Here is a 22,156-nt window from a genome sequence, read left to right on the forward strand (position 1 = left end):
ACCCGGCAAAAACTGAGCGATCCTGCCATACCTATCAACTATTATTGATTTTTGGTGAAGACTCAAACAAATACTAGCCGCTTAGCTTGCCCCAGTTGAGGCGGTAGCCTACTCTCTCTAAAAGGGTAGTGCATCTTCTATCGGTCACCTCTATTAACAGTCTGGCGCACCGGTATCAGCATGTAGTTAAGCCTTTTGAAGGCAGGCGTTTGACAGACGTTATCCCTTGAGAGCACAAAAGCAACATGGCGCGCCTAAGTTCCCATCTAGTCAGAATTCCGCTATCCTATCGCCCATATCTTCGCCCCCATTTTTGGAAGTACCAGCGTTCTAAGCGAATGCTTTCGCCTATGCCTGCACTCACATTTGCCACCCTATCAGCAGAACTTGCCCAGGCCCTAGCTGAGCAAATCGATACGCCGCCAGCTACGACCGTGCGCTGCACGCTAGGCCGAGGCCGGGTACTGGTACTGGTTGAGTATCCGCTTGACAGCGCTCAAGCAGAGATAGCCGCTGAGCAAACGCTCGATTGGCTAGAGCCGTACTTGCGGCACTATTTTGATACGACCGGGCTGCCCGAAGAAACCGCCGATCTGGCTGCTGCTGGCGAAGCGGTTTCTGTGCGGCTATATCTGAAGCACTCTAGCGAAGCTAAGCCTTTTACGATGAGGTCGTTTGTCTGGAAGGTGGCCGATGGCTTTGACGACATTTTCAGCGAGTCTCAGGCGAGCCCGACGGTAGAGACGCGGGTGGTAAGCGATCGCCCCTACACTGACTGGATGGGTCGCGAGATAGTTTTCCATGCGGCTTCAGAGCCCATTGCTAGAGACCTGCTGCCTGATGCAGATGAGCTAATTCTTGCGGAGCTAGAGGAAGAATATCTCCATCTTGATCTAGAGGCAGAGACGGAGCTGGATTTAGATCCCAAGTTAGAGGCTGACTGGGAAGCAACGATTGTGCCTGATGAGCTGCCGATAGAGACAGATCCTGATTGGGAAACAGATCTCGATTTACATAAAGCGTATGCGCCGCCAGAGCTATCTGATCTGGATCTGACACCGGTAGATCTGCCGGAAGAACCAGCGGCTGAGTCCTCAGCAGCCGATTTCTTTAGCTTTGACAGCACTGAGAATGCCGCTGATAGCTCAGTAGCGCAGTCGGATAAGAGTCTGGCCGCAGATTTAGAAGAGGCACTAGAAAAAGCCTCAAAGCACAATTTTTCGGCCTATGAAGCTACCGATGGGGACAGCCCTGAAGCCACATCACCGGCAGATTTGTTTGATCTAGAGCAGGTGTTGTCAGATCAGGCAAATCTGTGGGATGGCGATAGTGCGGTTGTAGTAGAGGAAGATGCCGCGCTTGGGCAGCCAGAGGAGGCAGAGGCGCAGGAGAGCGGAGGCGCCGGAGAGATAGGGGATGCTGATCTGACCGGGAGCGATTTTGTAGATTCTAAATTGGCAGCGGCTGAGGCAGATGATTCGTTAGTGAGTGCTCAGTCTGGGTATGTTCAGCCGGAGAGTACTCAGGCTGAACATACTATGGACGCAGAGACAGATTATCTGGCAGCGCTGGAGTCGGCAGATTTTGAGTTGGAAGATTTTGAGTCAGCGGAGTCGGCAGAGAGGACGGATGATGACGCCGACGAGTATGAGCCTGAGGAGTATGGGCCTGAGGAGTATGAGCCTGAGGATGCGGCTTACTTCTTAGGGCATGGCGGCGATGGCGTTGAGTCGTTTGGATCAGTGGCTTCGGTAGACGAAGGGGAAGTACAGCGGCAGGGCGAACAGTGGCAGCAGTCTCGGGGCAATGCTCGGATCTTGGTCGGGGCACTGGGATTTGTAGTGGTGGGCGCGCTGGGGTTTGTGCTGACCCGGCCCTGTGTGTTTGGGCAGTGCGATCGCATTCAGGTGGCTCAAGCTCAGGGAGACGAAGCGATTGAGGATCTGCGTTTGAACGATTCTCTAGCAGGCGTCGATCAGTCCAGGGCTGAGCTTCAGCGCGCTATTCAACTGCTCAAGCCGATTCCGCCCTGGTCACGGTATCACTCCCAGGCACAGCAGATTTTGCCAGCGTATCAGGATCAAATTGGCGCGCTCGACCAGGTGAGTGTGGCTCAGGAAAAGGCATACCAGGCCGCTGTGAATTCTCAGAATCCGCCTCACCTGGTCTCGACCTGGAACCAGGTGGCCGCTGACTGGCGGACGGCAATCAGCGCGTTAGAGGCTGTCCCGCCTGACAGTCTGGTGCGCGACCTGGCTGAGCGCAAGCTGGTCGAGTACCGGGCTAATCTGTCTACGATTAAGCTACGGATCGATGCTGAATCGAAGGCTGAAGAGAGCATGCGTCAGGCGCAGCAGTCCGCTAGTTTGGGCACTCAGCAGGCTGAGCAGGCCGAGTCTGCAGCAGATTGGGAAGCGGCGCTAGCTTCGTGGGAGTCGGCGGTAAATAGCCTGAGGCAGATTCCTCAGGGGACGCAAGCCTACAGCGAAGCTCAAACGCTTTTGACTGACTACCAGCAAGCCGTAGAAGCCGTACGCGATCGCACCCAGCAAGCCCGTAGCAACAGCCGCAGCCTATCGCAGGCCAAACAGCTCGCCGTCGCCGCCCAGCAAGACGAAGCCGCCGAGCAGTGGAGCAGCGCCGCGCAAAACTGGACGGCAGCCGTAGTCCAGCTAAGAGCAGTTTCCCAGGCTACTGAGCCTCAGGCCGAAGCTCAGGCCCTGCTCAGCCTCTACACCAGCGCCTTGAGCAAAGCCGAAAACAACCTGGCAGTGGCCCTGCGCTTTCAGCCCGTCGAGCCCCGATTTTTCATGGCCTGTGGCACAACTAATGGCCAAAAATGCACCTACTCTATGCAGGGCGGCAACGTGCGGCTAGACCTTTTCCAAGGGTATGACAGCGTGATCGATCAGACGATTACCCCGCCCGATCAGCGGGCCGATATTGCTCCGACCGCTCAGATTGTCAGTCAGGCCAATCAGCTGCTGAAAGAAGTTACCGTGCTGAGTACTCAGGCTCAAGTTCCGCTCAAGCTATACGACGCTAAGGGTGATTTTCTAGCGAGCTATCAGCCAGACTTAAACGGGTTTGTTCGCTAGCGCCGGGGATCGGTTAGCTGCATGGCCGGGGTGAAAAACTGCTGCATAATGCCGTAGGTGACGATGAGCGCGGCGATGAGCGTCGCTAGGGCCAGCATGAACATAATCAACATTTGAAAGAGGGCGGCAACCAGCGGATCGGCTCCTGCCAAAATTTGGCCGGTGATGGCACCCGGCAAGGTGACCAGACCCACGACCATCATGGCGTTGACGGTCGGAATCAGCCCGGCTTTGATGGCGGCCCGGCGATAGGTGAGCGCTGCTTGAGCTGGCGTAGCACCCAAACTGAGATGGGTCTCAATTTCGACGCGATTGTTGCGTAAGGCATTGACCAGGCGCTCTCCGGCAATAGATGAAGCGGTCATGGCATTGCCCAGGACAATCCCCGTCAGCGGAATCAGATAGCGCGGGTCGTACCAGGGGTCGGGGCGAATCACCAGCACAATCACGTAGGTCATCGTCACCAGGCCGCTAGAGAAAATAGCTAGCCATACCCAGCGCAGCAGCCGGGGCAGGTCGCGATCAATCCGGCTGCGAGCGACGATAGCGGCAATGGTCGCCATGCCAACGAGCACGGCTAAGACGGCCAGCGGGCTACGGGTCGCAAAAATCACCGCTAAAAATAGCCCCACGCCCAGTAGCTGAACGATGGTGCGGCCCGTGGCGATCGCCAGCAGTCTCGATAGCCCCAGCCCCTGCCAGCTCGATAGGGCAATGGCGATCGCCATCATCCCCACGGCCCACAGCATTCCTACCAAGCTCGGTTCAATCATGGGTTACCCGCTGCAAATTCCACCTTTGGGCTGACAGTCGTGCGATCGCGCTACAGCTGTCTACAGCAGCGCCTATTCTCTTGCAAAATCACTATAGAATACATCCAGCTTATGCAAAGCTAGGGCTTCGCCGTCTCAAACCGGCTCATACGCTCAAATTCAGTTCAGTTGTGTCATCGGTGATCCATCTCAGGTATCAATGTGAACCAAGTTATCCAACCAGTTCCTCCCCTCGATCTCACCCGCCAGTACGCCACCATTGAGCGCGATGTTAGTGCGGCGGTGATGCAAGTACTGGCTTCCGGGCAGTACATCAACGGGCCTGTCGTCGAGTCGTTTTCTGAGCAGTTTGGTCAGTATGTGGGGTCTAAGGAATGCATTGTCTGCAACTCTGGCACCGACGCGCTGTATCTGGCCCTGCGCGCGCTCAATATTGGCCCAGGCGATCAGGTGATCACCTCGCCCTTTACCTTTATTGCGACTGCCGAAGCGATCAGCGCGGTCGGGGCGACCCCTGTTTTTATTGATATTGAGCTAGAGACTTTTAACTTTGACCCGAGTAAAATCGCTGCTGCTATCACGCCACAGACCAAAGCGATTATGCCGGTACACATCTTTGGTCAGCCGGTCGATATGGACGCGGTGATGGCCGTTGCGCAGCAGCATCATCTGCCAGTGATTGAAGACTGCGCCCAGGCAACCGGTGCCCGCTGGCAAGACCAGAAAGTAGGCAGCATCGGTCGGATTGGCTGCTTTAGCTTTTTCCCGACCAAAAATTTGGGCGGCTGCGGCGATGGTGGGGCGCTGACGACTGATGACCCTGAGATTGCAGCAACCGCTCGTCTGCTGAGAGACCATGGCAGTAAAGTGCGCTACCAGCATGAGGCAATTGGCATCAACAGCCGGCTAGATGCGGTACAGGCGGCTATTTTGCAGATTAAGCTGCAGTATCTAGAGCAGTGGAATGCTCAGCGGCAGGCAGTGGCTGATCGCTATCAGCAGTTGCTCAGCCCCATTACTGGCGTCCGTCCGCCTGTGGCTACGGTTGGGGGGCACAGCGTTTGGAATCAGTACAGCATTTTAATTGAGGGCGTGACGGCTGAGCAGCGCGATCGCCTGCGCACCCAAATGCAGGCTCAGGGCATTTCGACCATGGTCTATTACCCGGTGCCGCTGCATCGTCAGCCGGTATATGAAGACTTGGGCTACCAGCCTGGCTCTCTGCCCAATACCGAACAAGCCGCTGAGCAGGTACTGGCGCTGCCCATGTTTCCAGAGCTGACTGATGAGCAGCAAAACCGGGTGGTGTATGCCCTGAAAGATGCCCTAACCGCACTTTGATCCGCTGTCTGAAATCACATCGGCTAGTCGCTCCCAGCCAGCTATCGGGGCGGAATTCTATCTATGGGTCTGAGTAGGTTGTAGTTTTGTATACTAAGATGAAGAAACTAATATCGAACAAACTGCGAATGCTGTAACTGCTCGGAAGGTGCGATCAGAGGCAGTATTCCAAGGCACTCACCCATGGCGGTGTTCGCTTCTCCTAAGTACCTGAAGAGCACCTGGAGTAACCGCTGCCAGCCGGGCTTGCCTGCTGCTCAGGAGAACATATTTCGCCGACGCTATGACAGACCTCACAACCCCCGAAACAGCCACTAATCCGCATCATATGCGCCGCTATGACTGGCGAGCGATCGCCCGGTACTACCGCTGGCGTCCGCTCATCATCATCTGGCGCACGCTAGCCGTCTCTTGGATGCTGGGCAGCTTTGGCCTCAGTCTGCTGCTCGACCGACTCTTTAAACGCACTGCCTTCAATCAAGCTCGCCGGGCCGTTCGGCTGCGGCAGATTCTCACTCAGCTAGGGCCGACTTTTATCAAGGTGGGGCAGGCGCTTTCGACCCGACCTGATCTGATTAAACCCAGCTTTTTAGACGAGTTGGTGAAGCTGCAAGATCAGCTACCGCCTTTCTCTAATGAAATTGCGCGTCAGACGATCTACCGCGACCTGGAGCGCACCCCCGAAGAAGTTTACAGCTTTTTCTCTGCTGAACCAGTGGCGGCGGCTAGCTTGGGCCAGGTGTACAAAGCCCGGCTCTACAGCGGTGAGGAAGTTGCCGTCAAAGTGCAGCGGCCTAACCTGATGCCGATTATCTGCCGCGATCTCTACATCATGCGGTGGGCCGCTAGCTGGATTGGACCCTGGCTACCGCTCAACTTAGGGCACGAACTGACGCTAATTGTCGATGAGTTTGGTGGCAAGCTTTTTGAAGAAGTTGACTACCTGAATGAAGGGCGCAACGCCGAAAAGTTTGCGGCCAATTTTCAAGATGAGCCACTGGTGAAAGTGCCGACGATTTATTGGCGCTACACCAGTGCTCACGTGCTCACCATGGAGTGGATCAACGGCTTTAAGCTAACCGACACTGAGCAGGTGAAACAGGCGGGATTGGCCACTAATGACCTAGTAGAGATTGGCGTTTCTGCTGGGCTCAGACAGTTGCTAGAGTTTGGCTTTTTTCACGCGGATCCTCACCCTGGCAACCTGTTTGCTATGCCCGATGGCCGCATGGCCTATATCGACTTTGGCATGACCGACCAGCTCGATCTAGAGACCAAAGAAACCCTGGTCGATGCGGTGGTTCATCTGATCAATCGTGACTACACCGATCTGGCTAAAGACTTCGTTAAGCTGGGCTTTTTGACGCCCGATGTAGATGTCAGGCCGATTGTGCCCGCGTTAGAAACGGTGTTTGCAGACGCGATTGGGGCCAGCGTTGGCGACTTCAACTTTAAGTCAATTACCGATAAATTTTCGGAAGTGATGTACGAATATCCCTTCCGCGTACCGGCCAAATTTGCGCTGATTATCCGCTCTTTGGTCACTCAAGAAGGGTTGGCGCTGAGCCTCGATCCTGATTTTAGGATTGTTGAGATCGCTTACCCTTACGTGGCTCGCCGCTTGCTGAGCGCTGAGACGACTTCTCTGCGTCGCCGTTTGATCGAGGTGCTCTTTAAAGATGGCCGATTTCAGTGGCAGCGGCTGGAAAATCTGCTGCTGATTGCCCGCTCTGACCAGAGTTTTGACATTATTCCGACGGCGGGTTTGGGTTTTCAGTTTTTAATGTCAGAAGAGGGCCGCTATCTGCGGCGGCAAATGTTGCTGGCGCTAACTGAAGACAATCGCCTGCATACCGAAGAAGTGCAGCGGCTGTGGCTACTAGTAAAAGACGACTTGCATCCCAATCGACTGCTGGGCGCTGCTTGGGATGCGATCGCTGACTTCTCCAAAGAGCGAGCGGTCTCTTTTGTCCCGCCTGAACTAGTCGGCGCTTTTCAGCAAACGACCGGCCATCAAACCACCGGCAATCTGCCGAGGGAGCCTCGCGTCCACCTATAATGGGTTACTAAAGCGATTATTTCCCCTTAGTCTGTCTTCTTTAAGAGCCTTGCGCCGCTATGTACTACCCCCAAACGCCTCCCTACCTTTTACTGGTAGCGGGGCTGCTGATTGCTATCACCTCTGGCCTGGCTTTTTCCGCCGTGCTCAGAGAATCTGTTGGAGACTGGTATAAAAACCGCTCAACTCGCTCTATCTCAAAGCTTCAGGGCTTCGATTTGCAGCTTCCGTTTGCCGGTATCTGTTTGGGTAGCTGCGTTTTTCTCGCTTCTGGCATGTCCATTTTTGGGTTTACGGCCAAAATTGCCTATGCGATGGCGACGCCGCTAATCTTTTTAAGTGCCGGGCTGGTGTGGTCTCAGCTCAAGAAAAACCTAGCCGCGCTAGAGAGTGGCAACACTCGCGCTTTTGAGCTAGACGGCTTTTAGGTACGGCCTTTTTGGCTTTGCCGAACTCACTGCCCAGTTTGTAATTGCCCAGTTTGTAAGCTCGCAATTCGGTTGAGCTGGCGCTGGGCGAGGTTAGCGGCTTGAGCCTGATCCTGCGAGATGTAGATGTTGATGGCTGCCTGTAGCTGGGTTTTAGCTTCGTCGTAGCGCTGCAAGTCGGCTAGAGCTAGCGCCTGAGCATAGTAGGCATGTCCAAACGTAGGTGCCAGGTCAAAAGCGCGAGCGAATTCATCAACGGCGGCTTCTAGCTGGGCCTGGCGAACGAGCGTTACGCCTAGATTGTAATGGGCTTCGGGGTAGTTGTTGTTCAGCGCGATCGCATTTTCGAACGCCTGCTGCGCCTGAGCGTATTCACCTTGTGCCTGATAGATTAGGCCAATGTGATAATGAGGATCGGGGGCGGAGGGGCTGGCGGTGATCGCCTGACTGAACGATGCAAACGCCGCTGCCTGGTTACCCTGCTGCTGCTGAAGCAGTCCTATATTGTATCGGGCAAGTCCCAATTCGGGAGCTAGTTCAATGGCTCGCGTTAAGTAGCTCTCTGCCTGGTCGAGATTTTTGCCTTCTAGCAGCGCCGCCCCTAAGTTGACATAGGCTAAGGCAAACGTGGGGTCAGCCTGAGTCGCTTGCCAGAAAGCGGTCGCTGCCAACTGAAGCTGACTGTTTTGCCGTCGGGCCAGTCCTAAGTTGTAGTAGGCGGCGGCTGACTCTGGGTCGAGGGCGACGGCACGTTCAAAGGCTGCTACGGCAGCGTCAATGTCTCCCTGCCGGACTAAGCCGATGCCTTCTGCGAGGGCGCTATCGGTGGGGCTTAGGGCTTGAGCGGTTACTTGCGCAGTTAAAGGTGGCGTAGGTAGGTCTGCCGGGAAGGGGGCTTCAGCCATTCGGTGTTCGGCAGCGGCGATCGCTTTGTCTTCGGCAGCGTGAGCAGCCTGCGTTAGCAGGCCAGGGTTGACTCCCATTGAGAAGAGCAAAGCTAGGCAGGCTTGAGAGTGGGTCAGCCGTTTCATGGCAGCTATCTTTTGAGACGCTTCCTCTACTGTACTGGTAGGGCGATCGCTACTGACGGTTTTTTGTACCAGTTTATACCGCTTAAAGCTGCCTAGCTCGGTGATTCTCCTTTGCTAAGCGCCTGCCGCTGCCGGTATGGCGGTGACGCTGGCCAGATCAGCCGGCGATAAGTTGGGATTGACAACCTCGCCATCGCGAAACCAAACGACGCGATTGGTCAGGCGAGCGACATCGGGTTCGTGAGTGACCATGACGACAGTAATACCGCTTTTGTTGAGGTCCGAAAAGATGTTAATCACGTCTTGAGTGGTCTGAGTGTCGAGAGCACCCGTCGGCTCGTCGGCTAATATGAGCAGCGGCTGATTGACAATGGCACGGGCGATCGCCACCCGCTGCTGCTGTCCGCCTGAGAGCTGGTTTGGTCGGTTGTTGACCCGATTGCCCAGGCCCACTTGTTCCAACGCTGCGGCGGCGCGTTTCTTTCGTTCAGCGCTAGGAATGCCGGCGTACATCATCGGCTGCTCGACGTTTTCTAGTGCGCTCAGATGGTTCAGCAGATGAAACTGCTGAAAGACAAAGCCAATTTTACGATTGCGAATATGGGCAAGGTCGTCTTCGGCGAGCTGAGCCACGTCTTGCCCATCAAACAAATATTCGCCGCTGGTGGGCTGATCGAGACAGCCGACCATGTTCATCGCTGTCGATTTGCCCGAGCCCGAAGGCCCCATGATTGAGCAGTATTCACCGCGCTCAATGGTCATATCGACATTCCACAGGGCACGCACTTCGGTATTGCCGCTGCCGTAAACTTTGGTAATTTGGCGAAATTGGATGAGAGGAGACATGGCTTCGGCTGCGCTCAGCCAACGAGGTGAGTAGGAGTTGGGAGGTAGATATAATCAGGCGCTGCGAAGGGCGACGATGGGGTCGAGTTTGGCGGCCTGGCGAGCGGGGACGACGCCGAAGAAAAGGCCGATGCTGCCGGAGACGCCCACGGCGATGACGACGGCAGAGATAGACACGCCCGCTTCAAAGGGGGAAAAGGCTGCAATGAGGAAAATGCCGCTTGCACCCAGGGCAGTGCCTACAACGCCGCCAATTGCAGAGAGGATGACGGCCTCTATCAGAAACTGACTGAGAATGTCTTTCTGAGTAGCTCCAATGGCTTTGCGCAAGCCGATCTCTTGGGTGCGCTCACGCACGGAGACCAGCATGATATTCATAATGCCAATGCCGCCGACGAATAAAGAGATGGAGGCGATCGCAGCCAGCATCAGCGTCAGCGCACCAGTCACCGTATTGGCAATATTGAGCAGCGTATCCTGGCTTTGAATATAAAAGTCGTCGCTATCGGTCACCCCGTGTCGCAATCGCAGCAGATTCGTCACCTGAAATTCAGCGGTTTCCATGGCTTCTTGACTGTTAGCCGAGATTGAAATGAAGCTGACATCTACGCCATAAGGGGAAGTCCGCCCCACGATCCGGCTGGCCAGGGTTGTAATGGGTACCATCACCGAATCGTCATAGTCAAGACCCAGATTAGACCCCTTTTTCTCCAGTATGCCAACAATCTCAAAGGTGATGCCTTTGACGCGAACTTGTTGACCCAGCGGGCTTTTGTTTTCAAACAAGCGTTCGGCTAGGGTCGCGCCAACTACAGCAACCAGACTGTTGGAGCGCTGGTCGAGGTTGTTGAGAAAGCGGCCTTGGGCCACTTCAAAGCTGCGCACGGTGAGAAAGCCTTCGGTCGTCCCGACAATGCTGCTGCTGGCATTGCGGCTACCGTAGCTGATGATTCCCTGAGTCGTTTTTTCGGCGGCGACGGCGGTGACAGAGGGCACTTGGGAGGCGATCGCATCTGCATCTGCCACTACCAGGTTACGCGGCACGTCTAAATCTCCTAGCTGACGAGCCTCCCGGTTACCTGGCACGATAAATAACACGTTCGGCCCCAGGCTCTGCAACTGGCCGCTAACGTACTTTTGTGCGCCCTCACCAATGCCAATCATGGCGATGACAGAGGCATTGCCGATAATAATGCCGAGCATCGTCAGACTGCTGCGTAGCTTGTTAGCACTCAGCGTTTTTGTAGCCATTTTCAGGCTTTCAGTAAAATCCATCAGGGGCCACAACTCTGGCAGTACGCCTATAGCCTAACCAATTCTTTAGTCGCAGTGAGTCGTAGCAGGATAGTTTTTTAGAGGTCGTCACTCCCTGTGTAGGTGAAAAGGGGGCCAAAATCATTTTCTGATAGCGCCTGAGTCTGCTGCGGTTGAGCTAGTTCAGAGAGATCGAGGGGAGATTTCCACCAGTCGGGTAGTGAAACGGCGACTGACGAGCCGCTGAGACTGCTGCGCGGGGAAGCGAGTATCGCGATAGGAACAATCATTTCCTGCGGATTGATGCCGCCGTGGTAGCCGTGTTTTTTGGCTGGGCTGTAGCGAATTTTTTCTGTCCAGGGGGCGATCGCCGCAGAGCCTTCTATCAAGACACGCTTTCCTTTGATCTGAAGTTCTTGCTCGCTAGGCTGGTCGCTATTGGTGCGCCAGCGTTCGCCGCCGTCACCGGGCTGGTACTGGGTGCTGTTGTGGAGGATGTGACCATGATCGCTAGTGAGAATAACCACTCTGCTGGCATTCAGGGCAGATTGGAGGATGGGTTTCAGGACTTTAATATGCTCAAACGTCCAGCTTGTGTCTATCTGATCGCCTTTGCTGAGGAGGTCATCGACTGCGTTGATCACCAGCGCCACAATCTGGTGCTGGTCTGATTCGATAGCGCTGCGCAGGTCGGCGGCGAGCGTGGGGCTGTCAGTCGATTGGAGGGCGGCTTTGTGAAAAAGCAGCGGCGGGGCGTCGCGTTTGCAGTACTTAAGCAGGCTGGGATGCGCGGTGAAGCCCTGGGTTTCTTGGGGGGCTTTGCCTGACTGGATCTGACCGCAGAAAAGGCTGGTGCGAGAGGTCGCAGTGATAGAGGGAATGGTGGCTAGGGCAGGTTGGATGGGGCGGATGAGGTGCCAGGGCTGCTCTAGCGTGGAAAGTAGCTCGTGACAGACGGCCAGACTCATGCCGTCGATGACGATGAGCAAAACGGGATCTTTTTCGGCGAGGGGGGCGATGACGGCATCGAGCACATTCTCGATGGGGAGGATTGTTGTTTGGGTAGAGCCAACTTCAGTCCAGTCTTTGAGGAGATTGGCGAACTGATGGGACTGGGTTTCTCGAATGTGGGTGATGGTGTTGAAGAGCTGGCCATAGGCGGCACAAAGGTCTGGGTTGGGTTCGGCCAGTGGCAGGGTGAGTCTGGCCCAGTCGAGGAGGCTACCGGTGTCGGTGTGGTAGGCGATCGCCTCTTCCAAAGACTGCGGTTCAGATTGGGTTTCAGCAGGGGGGTGCTGGCGATCGCTCACTAACCACTGAGCCAGCCGCAAGGCCATTTCTACGCGCTGAATCCGGCGGCTCAGCGGCTCTATCTGTTCATGACTTTGAAGGGTTTGGTAGGTCTTCTTGAGTTTGTTTAAGTGAGTGGGGCTGGGCTTTTTCACTAGCGCAGTGAGCTGTTTGCTGAAGCTCGTGAGGTGCTGGTCAAAGCCTCGCTCTGAGATAGTGCTGAGGTAGGCAAACTCTTGGGCTCCTATTTCAGTGAGAATGGCATCACTGCGCTGGATTAGGGCGTACCGCGTTTCTGCCGGTAGGGGTTGCAGGCTTTGGTGAGCGGCTTTGCTCCACCGGCGCATGGTTTCAGGGCTGGGGGAATGGCCAGCCAGAAAGCGCTCTTCGAGTTTGCCGATGGCTTTGTCGAGCTTGCCTTGGGCAGCGGGGTGGTAGATGACGGCGGCGGCCAGGCCGAGAGGGAGGGCATCGGGCTTTTGGCTGTGGGCAGCGCAGTGGAGGATGGTTTTGGCGGTGGAGCCAGCGAGGCCAATAAGCCAGTCGGCGGCGGCGGTGCGAAGGTCTGGCGAGGTTTGCTGGTAGCGTTCTACATTCTCTGGGTGAGTTGACCAGGCTAGAAGTGCAGGCAAGTCAGGCCGGTTGGCTTGTAGATGAATGTGCTGATGCAGCAAAATGGGCCAGACGATTTCGGCATCTAAAAAGCCGCCTAGAACGGGCGGATAGCCGTTGCCTGGAATGGCGTCCATCAGGGCTTCGGGAATCCAACTGTGCTGAATTAGTCGCGGGTCAATATTGGTGGCGCTGAAGAGAGATTTGACAATTTGCCAGGGGGTGATGGTGAAGAGGCGCTGCTTGGCTAGGCGCAGGCAAATGTCTGCTTCGATGTCGTCGTCAGATAGGGGGGTGACAATCACCTGGATCAGATTTTGATCAGTGGCGCGTTCCTGGTCGCCCTTTTGGAGGGCAATCCGCAGTGCCAGAGGGGAGTCGCACTGGTCGATCCGGTAGGGCTGATTGCCGACTTGCTGCTGGCGATCGCCTGTCCACCGGCCCTGAGTGTGAATACCGATGACCTGGCTGCGGGGCGATCGCTTCCGAATTGCTTCGACCTGGGCTTTGATTTGGCTGAAGGTAGGGGCGGCGATCACGAGTTAGCACTCTCCTCTTGCACGATCCAACGAATGCCGAGGCGGAGAGTTTGCCCCGGTTTGAGGTCTTTGCCTAGCCGGGCCAGTAGCGTTTCAGCTTCAGGTAGGGTGAGATCGCTTTGACTGTCTTCGCTGACTGTCCGTCGGATGGGGGTGGTAGAAGCGGTAGTTTCTTCCTTTGTTGTAGTTTCGGGCGGCGTGACGGGTGGCGGTGTGACGGGTGGCGGCTGTGGTGGCTGGTATGTGAGGAGCCGGACGGCGGCACTGTGGGAGGCTTTGAGCGATGGCCCCAAGGCGACTACATGTTCGTCGCTGCTGAGAGTGTTAACTAGCGTTGCCAGAAGGTTGCTGGCTTTGGCCTGACGGTCGTCGGTGAGGGCGGTAATGCCTTCAAAGATGTCCCAACTGGTACTGTTGAGCGTGCCGGTGAGATTGGCGGCTTTTTTCAGGCATTCGGCCATGGCGGATTCGGAGGTGGCGATCGCACAGTCTGCCAGCACCTCAACCACCTCTTCTGCTTTAGCCGCGCTGAGCTGTTCTACCAGGGCGAGCGTCGTGGTGGCGGTCGTCAGTCGGTCATAGGTCTGATCGAGATTGAGTGTATCTGGCACGTGCTGCAAAGCCTGCACGTAGCTCTGACAGCTCTCTAGGGCGGCGGTGGCTCTGGTCTGTACTTTAGTCTCCAGGCTGGCGACGGTGCTGGCTTTGCGCAGAGCCGTGACAGAAATACCGAAAATGTCTCTGGCCCTTTGAATGGCGGTTGCCCACTGGGCTTCGTCAGGGAGCTTTTGTTCTCGCAGCTCGCAGTCACTGGGAATGTCTTTGATCGTGACATCGAACGGGGTATTGTGGCGGAAGAAGCTGCGTCCGGTTTGTTCGGCGTAGGTGAGGATGATCAGGTTTTGCAGTTCTTTAGAGAGGCCCATGGCTCGGGGCTGGTCGATCCACTGGCGGATCTGGCTGACCTGAGGAGCGCCGCTAATTTCGGCGATTTTTTTGACGAAGTGGTTTTTCCAGTGCTGGCCGAGCACAAAATGGGTTTCGGCCATTTCGCCGAGCAGCAGGGGATTGGCAATTTGTTTGAGGAAAGGGCGCATAGGCCGATCTATCTCTAATCGACCGTCGGCGGTTTGGGCGGCTGGGCTGATCTGCTCGTAAACCTTTTGCAGCGTGTTGATCCTGCTAACGTCGGTTTCAAAGTCGGGGGCGGCGGGAAATTCGTGGGCGAGAGCCTGATCTAGCAGATGTTTCAGGCCCTTTTCCAGGTTAGCGGCGGTGGGGGGCTGCAAGTCAAAGCCGGGTTGCAGGGAGACAAACTGTTCGTTTAGCTCCAGGCGAGCGGAGGTGCTGATAGCGCTTGGGGATTGGCTGATGCCGTAAGCGGCGTCTAAGTGGTTGCGTACTCTTTGGGTGAGGACGCTGCGTTGGTTTTCGAGCAGAGATTTGGCAGTTTGGCGATCTTGCAGGGAGAGATAGGTGGCGTATTCGGTGAATCTTTCGCCAGTGAGCACGTGCTCTAAAATAAGCAGCGTGCCAAGATCTTTTTTGGCGTCATCACTGAAAAAGGAGGGAATCCAGCAGAGGGTTTTGGCCCCACCTTTGTGCTTTCCTTTGAATTTTTCGCACTTTTGCCAGTCGTCTTTGGGAGAGCGGTTGGCTTCGTCGAAAGGGTAGTCGATGACTAACTTCCAGCGCTCGTCTAAATTTTCTAAAGAGGCGTCGGGCAGCTCCCAGATATTGCCAAAGACAACAACGCAAGATCGCTTAGTGTTTTTCCAGGTGAAGTCGTGATATTGCTCGAACTGCTCTTCTCCTTTAATGTTGAGCTGAGCGTAAACCATGTCGCGAATCAGGCGAATACGGTTGCCGCGATTGTCTTCTCGCTCGGCCTGTTTGAGAATGCTGTCGGTATCTACGCCGGAGAGCTGAATGGAGATGGTGGGGTTTGAAGATTCTTCGCCGATGCGGATTTCGCCGATGCTGGCAGCCCAGGTACGACAGCGCTCTAGCACAAGATTGCTTTCGCGGCCAGGAATGGGAGACTTGATGGTGCCGTGATTGAGATTGGCGAGGCGTTCGGCGCTGAGATTGCGGAGAGATTCGACTTCGGGGACGAGGGCTGAGAGCAGGAGCGTTTTGACCAGGCGGTCGTCGTTGCGGAAGGCGAGGCGTTTGGGGTCGGTGGGAATGAGCTGTTCGAGGTCTTCCTGATGACCGTGCTTTTTCTCTAGCTCGGGCAGGAGCTTTTGCTGGTAGAGGCGTTTGGCGTTGTTGAAGTGGGTGGCCATTTCGGGGCTAAAGGCTTCGTCACCGTGGGCGACGACATCGAACAGGTCACCGACGGGGACAATGTCGCCGACTTTGAGGGTGTCGCGGTGGTCTACTAGGAGCTGCATCATCACCTTGAGGGCGGTGCGCTCCCTTTGGAGCACGCTGGAGACGGCGATCAGAGTTTGTACCAGGGCGGGGCTGAAGGGGTAGACCTTGCGAAACATTTCTCGGTCGCCGGCACTGGTGAGCAGCGTATTCATCACCGATTCGCGTACCTTTGCGGTGGTTTCAAAGGCGGCATTGAGTTCTTCGCGGGCGGATTGGGTTTTGCATTTGAGGATGCGCTTTTCGGCGATCGCTGGCAAATTTCGATCTTCCAGCGTAATCCGGTCAAAGCGGCCTTCCCAGTGCTTGAGCGCGTCGCTAAAGTTGAGCCGTTCTGCGCCGGGGATGGAGTCGCCGATCAGTTCGCTGAGGTCGCGCTGGCGGGCGACAAAGCTGATGATGGGAACGGGGCGATCCGCATTCTGGGCTTCGACAAGTTTGGAGAGTTTTTGGCCTTCTTGGTGAATGAATTTGAGGTCGGTGGCGCGGCTGGCCAGCCAGAGAATGAGTTCGTCGAGAAAGAGAATGAGGGCGTCGTAGCCGAGAGCCCGGGCATGTTTGCTGATGACCGAGAGGCCCTGGTCGAGCGAGACGAAGGCTTCGCCCTGGCCGCTGGTCTGAATATCGTAAGAGTTGAAGAACTGCTTGATCAGAGCGCTGATCAGTTGGGAGCGTTCTTCTTGGCCGGGAGGGGCGCTGATAGCTGATTCAAATCGGGCGCTGTCCCAGCCGCCTGCAAGTTCGCCCCAGCCACTGTCGCTGCTAGTGCCTTCGCTGAGTTCGCTGAAAAAACTGTCGTCGCCCATTTTTTGGCGCAGGCTTTGGGCGTCGCTAAAGAGTCCTTCGGCCAGGTATACGCCGGGAATGGGCGCATCGGGGTGATGCTGGCGAACGAAGTCTACATAGCCGCCGAGAATGCCGGATTCCATGTCGTGTGCGCCGATCATGTGGTAGGGCACGAGGAGGAATCTTTTGCCGGTCATCCAGTCGTTGTGCTTGGTGATGACGGGGGCGAGTTCGCGGATGCTTTTGGCGGCGGGGATGCCCTGGAGAATGAGGTTGAGCACGGCCATGAAGTGACTTTTGCCGCTGCCGAAGCTGCCGTGGAGGTAGCTAGCTTTGCTGCTGTTGCTGCTGAGGGCGCTGCGGATGAAGGTGAGGGCGCTGTCGAAGCAGTCTTTGAGTTCGGGGGTAACGACGTAGTCGCGCAGGGTGGCCTCAGCGCGGGTGACGCCTTCGGTGAGCTTGAGCACGAAGTCGCCTTTTTGAACGCGCTCGGGGATTTCAATCAGGTCTTTAATAAGAGTCATAAGAATAGGCGTGAGGACTTCGTTGTAAAGCTTTTAGCTATCTGCTGCGATAATGGTATCTATAGATATGACAACTTTAGTCATCGTTTGGCTAGAGGCATCGCCTAGCTTCCGGACAAATCGCTGTAGGGCAATGCTTCGCATCTGTAATGTGTCGGCTGCGGAAACTTTGCTGAGGCCATTGCTGGCGCTGGCGTGCATCTTGATGTGCCACACGTTTTGAGCGAAATTGGCTTTCCAATCTGTGATCGGCACAACTAGCTTCACAGGCAGCTTCCCAATTTTATCGGCACTGACGACGATGGCAGGACGGGTCTTTTTTATTTCTGAACCCAGCGTTGGGTCAAGGTTGACTAGCCAAACTTCGCCGCGTTTTGGAGTCATCATATTAGTACTCAATGATGTCGTCTACTGGCCAATCTTTCCATTCTGTATTTTGCTCATAATATGCCTGCATTGCTTCTGCCTGTTTAGCAAGGATCTCCCCTCGTTCCTTGGGAGGTTTTCTTAAAATTTCGAGCCGTTCTTCTATGGTGAGGTCGTCTTCATCGTCTTCGTCCTCGGCAGGCTGCGGTGTTGACTCGATTGGGCTATCGTCAAAAATCGACGGTTGATGGGCGATGCCTTCTGACTGGAGGAGTTCTTGCACGAGTAGTTGCAGCAACAGTAGCTTGTCTGTGCTGGATAGCTCTTTGACGGTCGGGATCAGTTCGGTGATGGTCATGGCTTGGTAACGATGAGGGTAGGTAGACTACTGTTTTCCGGGCCTGGGGGTTCCTTTTATTGTGTCGTAAAAGTTTGGTTTACTGCTTTCGTTTGCTTTTTTTCGCTTTCTTAGCTTTGGCGGGGGGTTGCCAGGTGCTGATGGCTTCGAGGGTGGTGCTCATGTCTTTGGCTTCGTCCTGGATGAAGGTTTCGTAGAAGTCGCCCATTTGCAGGCCGTCGAAGTCGGGGTTGGGGGCGTTGTGCCATTGCTTGAGCCAGGGGAGTAGCTCGATCAGGCTGGCCAGGAGGGGCGTGAGGCGGGGGTCGCCGGTGCCGCCGAAGCGTTCTTTGACATCCATGTAGTAGGTGCTGATGGCTTGGGCGAGCTGTAAGGGGTCGTAGCCTGCCCAGGCAATGACGGGGAGACCGTCGGGGCCTTCGCAGTGGGGAAAGCTGAGCCAGCGTTCTTTGGGCACGTCGAGTTTGCCGCGTAGTTTCCAGTGGTGGGTTTTGAGGAAGTCGGTGCTGGTGTATTTGGGGGGGATGGGGATGGGGCCGATTTCTGTTTCTTTGAGGCGGTTGGCGGCAGTGGTGTCTAGATAGTCAGGGTCGGTTGGGGGGAGTTGGGTGCGGGCGTCAATGGCGTCTTCGTGGCGTTGGCGGTGCCAGGTGTGTTGCCAATCTGCGCGTTTGCGGAGGCCGGTGGGTTTGTAGCGGAAGATGGGGAGGTGGGGGACGGCGGCTTTGTGGGTGAGATCGTCGATGAGGGTTTGCACTTTGAAGGCGGGGTCGTTGCGGTAAAGTTCGCCGACCTGGAGGAAGTCGGTGTCCTGGCTGGCGATGTCGGTGAGTTTGGCGGTGGAGATGAGGGTAGGGGTGGTGATGTGGGCGGTGGGCGTAGCGGTGTCGTTGAGGCGGCCATCGAGGTCGAAGTAGCTTTCGAGGCGGTTGAGAAGCCAGGTTTGGAGGGCTCGCTCTAGCTGGGAGTCCCAGGGTTCGGTATTCCAGCGACGTTTGTATTCGGGCTGTTCGATCAGGCGGATGTTTTTGTTGGTTTCGATCAGGTGGATGCGGCGTTCGACGAGTTGTTTGTAGTCGTCGGGCCAGTGGGTGGGGAGATCGGTGATGGGGGTAGAATTGTGGCGGTCAAACCAAGCAGTTTTCAGCTTACCTGCCTGAATTTGTCGAGCCATGATAATCTCAAATGCTCGCTCTCCGAGCTGAATCGAGGGTAATTCTTTTCCGTAAGTCAACTCTTCCTCAATAAGGCCATATAGCTTGTAGCAAACCCAATCTAGCTCTTCTTGTTGAGAGATCATTTGAGATAATGTTTCTTCCCACTGTTTTAGGCTTGTTGCAATTCTCTCTTGCAAACCATCAATTTTGTCTTGAAGCAAAATTTCAGGCGAGTTCAAGGTCAACGAGCTAGCTAAGGCATCCAGATGTCTGGCCCTGTCAGTTGGATATTCTTTTGCAACAGGGAAAGACTGTAAGCCAGTTCCCGCAAACTCGTAACGTTCGTCCCACCAAGTTTTGCGAATACGGGCTCCTTCGCTTCCTACTTGATCCCCTCCCTTAGGGAAGAAAATCTGTTTCATCCAGAAGCAGGCGATCGCACTATTCAGCAGACCCAGCAAAGCCAGATGATCATCCTCAGTAGCCCCCGCAGGCAGCTTGATTACAGGCGCTGATTGTTTGAAGACTTTGCCACCGCGATCTAGGACGAAGTGGTTGTGGGTGGCTACGAAAGCGAAAGGTATCGACATGGGATTTCTAAACCGATGAGTTAGAAAACGATTCCATTCCCACCAAGTGCGGTCTAGTTCCCGATGATCGCCTCCCAGCTCACGTCTTCGCCAAAGAATTTCTTTTTGCGGCCATAAAAAACGGTGGACAGCTAAGCCATCTTCTTCAGAAACAGGCTTCAGTTCTTCATTGTACGGAAACAAAACATATTCTGGTTCGTGAAGACCCCAATCCCGAACTTGTTCGCCTTGAACCATAATCAGTTGGTGCGCAGGCTTTACTCTTTTACGGGAAAGAACGCCGCTTGGCATCAAATAAGTATCATCAGCACGAGTAAGACACAAAGAGCATATAGTCTCGATAACATTTTCCAGCCTTTTAGGATTTGATTTTTCAATAACAGTTTTGAGTTCAGTTGCTCCACCGCCCCCAATCGACCACGGGTGCTTATGAAATAGATCTCTTTTTGAATCAGCTACACTAACAAATTCACTTTCCGATCCTTCTACATCAATCTGTTCAACGATTGCTGACCAAACCAAACCTTTCGCTGCATCCCCCGGCGTACTCGGCTCTCCCCGTATCCCCATCACTGTACGAATCACACCCGCCATCGGAACCCGCTTCCGCCCGAACAAAATCACCGTCGGCGTCCCATGCCCCGGAATATACGCCCCGCTCGTATCAATCACATGAGTCAAATCCACCTTCGGAAAAAACTCTTCAATCAGCTTCTTACCAAACTCTCGTTTCATAAAAGAGTTCGCAGTAATTTGCCCCGTAAACCCTCCTTTAACCGCCAAGCCAAAAATCCGCTCCATAAACGGCACAGCCAGCGAATACTGCCGGTAACAAGTCTCATACCGCTCCCGATAAGCCGCATTCAAAGCCTTATCTCTCGGCACAATATACGGCGGATTCGCCACCACCGCATGAAAATACCCCGCCTGCAAAATCCCATTCAGCGCCGCCACATCTTCCGACTGAAAATGATGCGCCATCGGTGCCCACTCCCCCAGCACCAACTGACTCCCCTCCCCATGCAGCAACGAATCCCCACAGGCCAACCGAAACCGAAACCCCGGCGCATTCTTTAGCTTATCTATCCCACTCGCCCGCATCGCCGCCAACAGCAGCCGAAACCGCGTAATCGCCACCGCATAAGGATTCACATCCACCCCATGCACCGCCTCCAACGCCCGCTGCGCCAGCGCCCTCACATTCGTCCCCGGCTCCCGCCGCAGCCACCGATCCAAAATCCGCTCAAACGCCCCCAGCAAAAAATGCCCGCTCCCACAAGCCGGATCAATCATCCGAAAATCCGCCAGCCCATCTGATAACCCGAACGCCTCAATTGCCGGATCAAGCGTCCGATCTAAAATAAACTCCTCCACAAAAATCGGCGTCTGCAATAGCGCATACTGCTTCCGCGCCGCCGCCGACAAATCTTGATAGAGATCTCCCAAAAACCGCGTATCCCATCCCGCATCGGCAAAATCATGCACCAGCGCCCCCGTCCCCGGCTCAATCTGCTGAAAAAACCGCAGCAAATCCCCCGCCGCATCTCCACTCAGCCAGTTCGGCAGCGCAAATATCAAATTCTGCTCTAAGAAAATCGCCCCCATCCCCGGCAGCTTCCCCAGCGCCTCAAACACCGCCAGCAAATACTCCCGATCCGTCTCAGTCGGATGCGCCCGAAAATATAGCTCATGCTCATCGCGCGCCTGCTGCAACCGATTCTCCGGCTCAGTTGGCCCCGCAAGTCGCGCCGACTCCACCAAGCCATTGTCTTCTAAAAACCGGGCAAACACCGCCCCCAGCACCCAGGCCACCGCCACCTGAGTCGCATAGCCACTGCGCCACTGCTCATAGCTCAGCGCCGTTCGCTCCGCCTTTTGCGCCCGGTCATACTCCACCCGCAAAGCCGCCTTTATCTCCGGCAAATCCCCCCGCTCCGCCAGATCTTTTTCTAGCCGCTGAAGCAGCTTTTGCAGGTCAGAAAGAAGATGCGATCGCTCAATCATAAAAACTCAATAAACAAAACCAACCCACCCATAGATTCCCATAAACCTGTCGGGCATCTCGAAAAATAGCGACTATTCCTAAGGGGCGAGCGATCGCCTCACCGCCTTCACCACCGTCAAATCTGTCCCCGTCTTCCGTAGCCCTACCCATTCATTCAACTGCGCCGCACTCACCTCAGGAAATGCCCCGCTCCGCTCCACCTCGGTATAGCCGCCCGCCACCTGTAAGCATAGAATCACCAGCCGCCCATCCCGATACAGCCACAGCTCCGGCACCCCCATCGCCTGATAAATCTCCATTTTTTGCTCGGAACTGCTGGCAATATCCACCTCGATTGCCAGATCCGGCGGTAGCGTCGTTGGCCCAGCCATCCCCTGCCCCGCCTCCACACTGCGAATATAAAAACAGCTATCCGGCTCAATTCCCTTCACCAGATCCGGTCGATTCAGCGTCGCCGACCCCAAACTATTAAAATCGCGATCTAGCGCCTCCGCCAGCGTCAAAACAATCGCCGCCAGCACCCGATTGACCGACTCATGTAGCTGCCCCGGCATCCTAATCTCCAAAACACGGTCGCTATAGGCAATTCGCGCCCCTCGATCTTCACCCAGCGTTTGCAGCAGCGCTAAATACGCCTGCCAGGAAATCTCCTTTAGCCGAATCGCACTGCCCGGAGCCAGCTCTATCTCATGGATCGGTGCGGCCAGCGTTACTGCCATATCA

The 22,156-nt window shown here is 55.4% G+C and carries 14 protein-coding genes; 4 read left to right on the top strand and 10 right to left on the bottom strand.

What is annotated here, in order from left to right; all coding sequences use genetic code 11:
• The first annotated feature begins 350 nt into the window (after positions 1–350).
• Positions 351–3,098, top strand: a complete 2,748-nt coding sequence (locus tag CKL79_RS16095) for a hypothetical protein (protein ID WP_121970603.1) — start codon at positions 351–353, stop codon at positions 3,096–3,098.
• On the opposite strand, the gene fetB is transcribed toward CKL79_RS16095, so the two are convergent.
• Positions 3,095–3,871 carry an iron export ABC transporter permease subunit FetB gene (gene fetB / locus CKL79_RS16100; RefSeq protein ID WP_121970604.1) on the bottom strand — a complete coding sequence of 259 codons (777 nt, stop codon included), beginning with the start codon at positions 3,869–3,871 and terminating at the stop codon, positions 3,095–3,097. The genes CKL79_RS16095 and fetB overlap by 4 nt on opposite strands.
• 201 nt (positions 3,872–4,072) lie before the next feature.
• Here fetB and CKL79_RS16105 point away from each other — a divergent pair, with 201 nt between their 5' ends.
• The 3 genes from CKL79_RS16105 (at position 4,073) to CKL79_RS16115 (ending at position 7,699) form a co-directional block, all read left to right on the top strand.
• Positions 4,073–5,212, top strand: coding sequence for a DegT/DnrJ/EryC1/StrS family aminotransferase (locus CKL79_RS16105; protein WP_346427065.1), 1,140 nt, complete (start codon positions 4,073–4,075; stop codon positions 5,210–5,212).
• A gap of 283 nt (positions 5,213–5,495) precedes the next feature.
• The gene (locus CKL79_RS16110; protein WP_121970605.1) at positions 5,496–7,271 is read left to right on the top strand and encodes an AarF/ABC1/UbiB kinase family protein; all 1,776 of its coding nucleotides are present in this window, start codon (positions 5,496–5,498) and stop codon (positions 7,269–7,271) included.
• Between the two features lie 59 nt (positions 7,272–7,330).
• Positions 7,331–7,699 (top strand): hypothetical protein, encoded by a 369-nt coding sequence (locus CKL79_RS16115; protein WP_121970606.1) that lies wholly within the window; start codon positions 7,331–7,333, stop codon positions 7,697–7,699.
• Between the two features lie 26 nt (positions 7,700–7,725).
• On the opposite strand, the gene CKL79_RS16120 is transcribed toward CKL79_RS16115, so the two are convergent.
• The 9 genes from CKL79_RS16120 to CKL79_RS16160 all read right to left on the bottom strand — a co-directional run bounded on the left by CKL79_RS16120 (position 7,726) and on the right by CKL79_RS16160 (position 22,152).
• Positions 7,726–8,730, bottom strand: a complete 1,005-nt coding sequence (locus tag CKL79_RS16120) for a tetratricopeptide repeat protein (RefSeq protein WP_121970607.1) — start codon at positions 8,728–8,730, stop codon at positions 7,726–7,728.
• Between the two features lie 114 nt (positions 8,731–8,844).
• Positions 8,845–9,576: an ABC transporter ATP-binding protein gene (locus CKL79_RS16125; RefSeq protein ID WP_121970608.1), complete on the bottom strand. Its 732-nt coding sequence runs from the start codon at positions 9,574–9,576 to the stop codon at positions 8,845–8,847.
• Positions 9,577–9,630: 54 nt separating this feature from the next.
• Positions 9,631–10,851, bottom strand: a complete 1,221-nt coding sequence (locus CKL79_RS16130) for an ABC transporter permease (protein WP_121970609.1) — start codon at positions 10,849–10,851, stop codon at positions 9,631–9,633.
• A gap of 77 nt (positions 10,852–10,928) precedes the next feature.
• Positions 10,929–13,271 (bottom strand): BREX-2 system phosphatase PglZ, encoded by a 2,343-nt coding sequence (gene pglZ / locus CKL79_RS16135; RefSeq protein WP_121970610.1) that lies wholly within the window; start codon positions 13,269–13,271, stop codon positions 10,929–10,931.
• Positions 13,268–16,957: a phage resistance protein gene (locus CKL79_RS16140; RefSeq protein ID WP_121970611.1), complete on the bottom strand. Its 3,690-nt coding sequence runs from the start codon at positions 16,955–16,957 to the stop codon at positions 13,268–13,270. Before CKL79_RS16140 ends, pglZ begins: the two co-directional genes overlap by 4 nt.
• A gap of 33 nt (positions 16,958–16,990) precedes the next feature.
• A complete protein-coding gene (locus CKL79_RS16145; RefSeq protein ID WP_121970618.1) occupies positions 16,991–17,341 on the bottom strand; it encodes a type II toxin-antitoxin system PemK/MazF family toxin in 351 nt (116 codons plus the stop codon).
• 4 nt (positions 17,342–17,345) lie between these two features.
• Positions 17,346–17,681 carry a hypothetical protein gene (locus CKL79_RS16150; RefSeq protein WP_121970612.1) on the bottom strand — a complete coding sequence of 112 codons (336 nt, stop codon included), beginning with the start codon at positions 17,679–17,681 and terminating at the stop codon, positions 17,346–17,348.
• 79 nt (positions 17,682–17,760) lie between these two features.
• On the bottom strand, positions 17,761–21,432 hold the full coding sequence (pglX, locus tag CKL79_RS16155; protein ID WP_121970613.1) for a BREX-2 system adenine-specific DNA-methyltransferase PglX: 3,672 nt from the start codon (positions 21,430–21,432) through the stop codon (positions 17,761–17,763).
• A gap of 78 nt (positions 21,433–21,510) precedes the next feature.
• A complete protein-coding gene (locus CKL79_RS16160) occupies positions 21,511–22,152 on the bottom strand; it encodes a Uma2 family endonuclease (protein ID WP_121970614.1) in 642 nt (213 codons plus the stop codon).
• Between the last annotated feature and the right edge of the window lie 4 nt (positions 22,153–22,156).

The sequence above is a fragment of the Leptolyngbya sp. BC1307 genome (genome assembly GCF_002286735.1).
Taxonomy (GTDB): Bacteria; Cyanobacteriota; Cyanobacteriia; order Phormidesmidales; family Phormidesmidaceae; genus Phormidesmis.

What these genes read in the sequence shown, in the direction of transcription:
- CKL79_RS16095 (WP_121970603.1), top strand. Translation starts at nt 351, where the DNA reads ATGCCTGCACTCACATTTGCCACCCTATCAGCAGAACTTGCCCAGGCC.
- fetB (WP_121970604.1), bottom strand. Translation starts at nt 3,871, where the DNA reads ATGATTGAACCGAGCTTGGTAGGAATGCTGTGGGCCGTGGGGATGATG.
- CKL79_RS16110 (WP_121970605.1), top strand. Translation starts at nt 5,496, where the DNA reads ATGACAGACCTCACAACCCCCGAAACAGCCACTAATCCGCATCATATG.
- CKL79_RS16115 (WP_121970606.1), top strand. Translation starts at nt 7,331, where the DNA reads ATGTACTACCCCCAAACGCCTCCCTACCTTTTACTGGTAGCGGGGCTG.
- CKL79_RS16120 (WP_121970607.1), bottom strand. Translation starts at nt 8,730, where the DNA reads ATGAAACGGCTGACCCACTCTCAAGCCTGCCTAGCTTTGCTCTTCTCA.
- CKL79_RS16125 (WP_121970608.1), bottom strand. Translation starts at nt 9,576, where the DNA reads ATGTCTCCTCTCATCCAATTTCGCCAAATTACCAAAGTTTACGGCAGC.
- CKL79_RS16130 (WP_121970609.1), bottom strand. Translation starts at nt 10,851, where the DNA reads ATGGATTTTACTGAAAGCCTGAAAATGGCTACAAAAACGCTGAGTGCT.
- CKL79_RS16140 (WP_121970611.1), bottom strand. Translation starts at nt 16,957, where the DNA reads ATGACTCTTATTAAAGACCTGATTGAAATCCCCGAGCGCGTTCAAAAA.
- CKL79_RS16145 (WP_121970618.1), bottom strand. Translation starts at nt 17,341, where the DNA reads ATGACTCCAAAACGCGGCGAAGTTTGGCTAGTCAACCTTGACCCAACG.
- CKL79_RS16150 (WP_121970612.1), bottom strand. Translation starts at nt 17,681, where the DNA reads ATGACCATCACCGAACTGATCCCGACCGTCAAAGAGCTATCCAGCACA.
- pglX (WP_121970613.1), bottom strand. Translation starts at nt 21,432, where the DNA reads ATGATTGAGCGATCGCATCTTCTTTCTGACCTGCAAAAGCTGCTTCAG.
- CKL79_RS16160 (WP_121970614.1), bottom strand. Translation starts at nt 22,152, where the DNA reads ATGGCAGTAACGCTGGCCGCACCGATCCATGAGATAGAGCTGGCTCCG.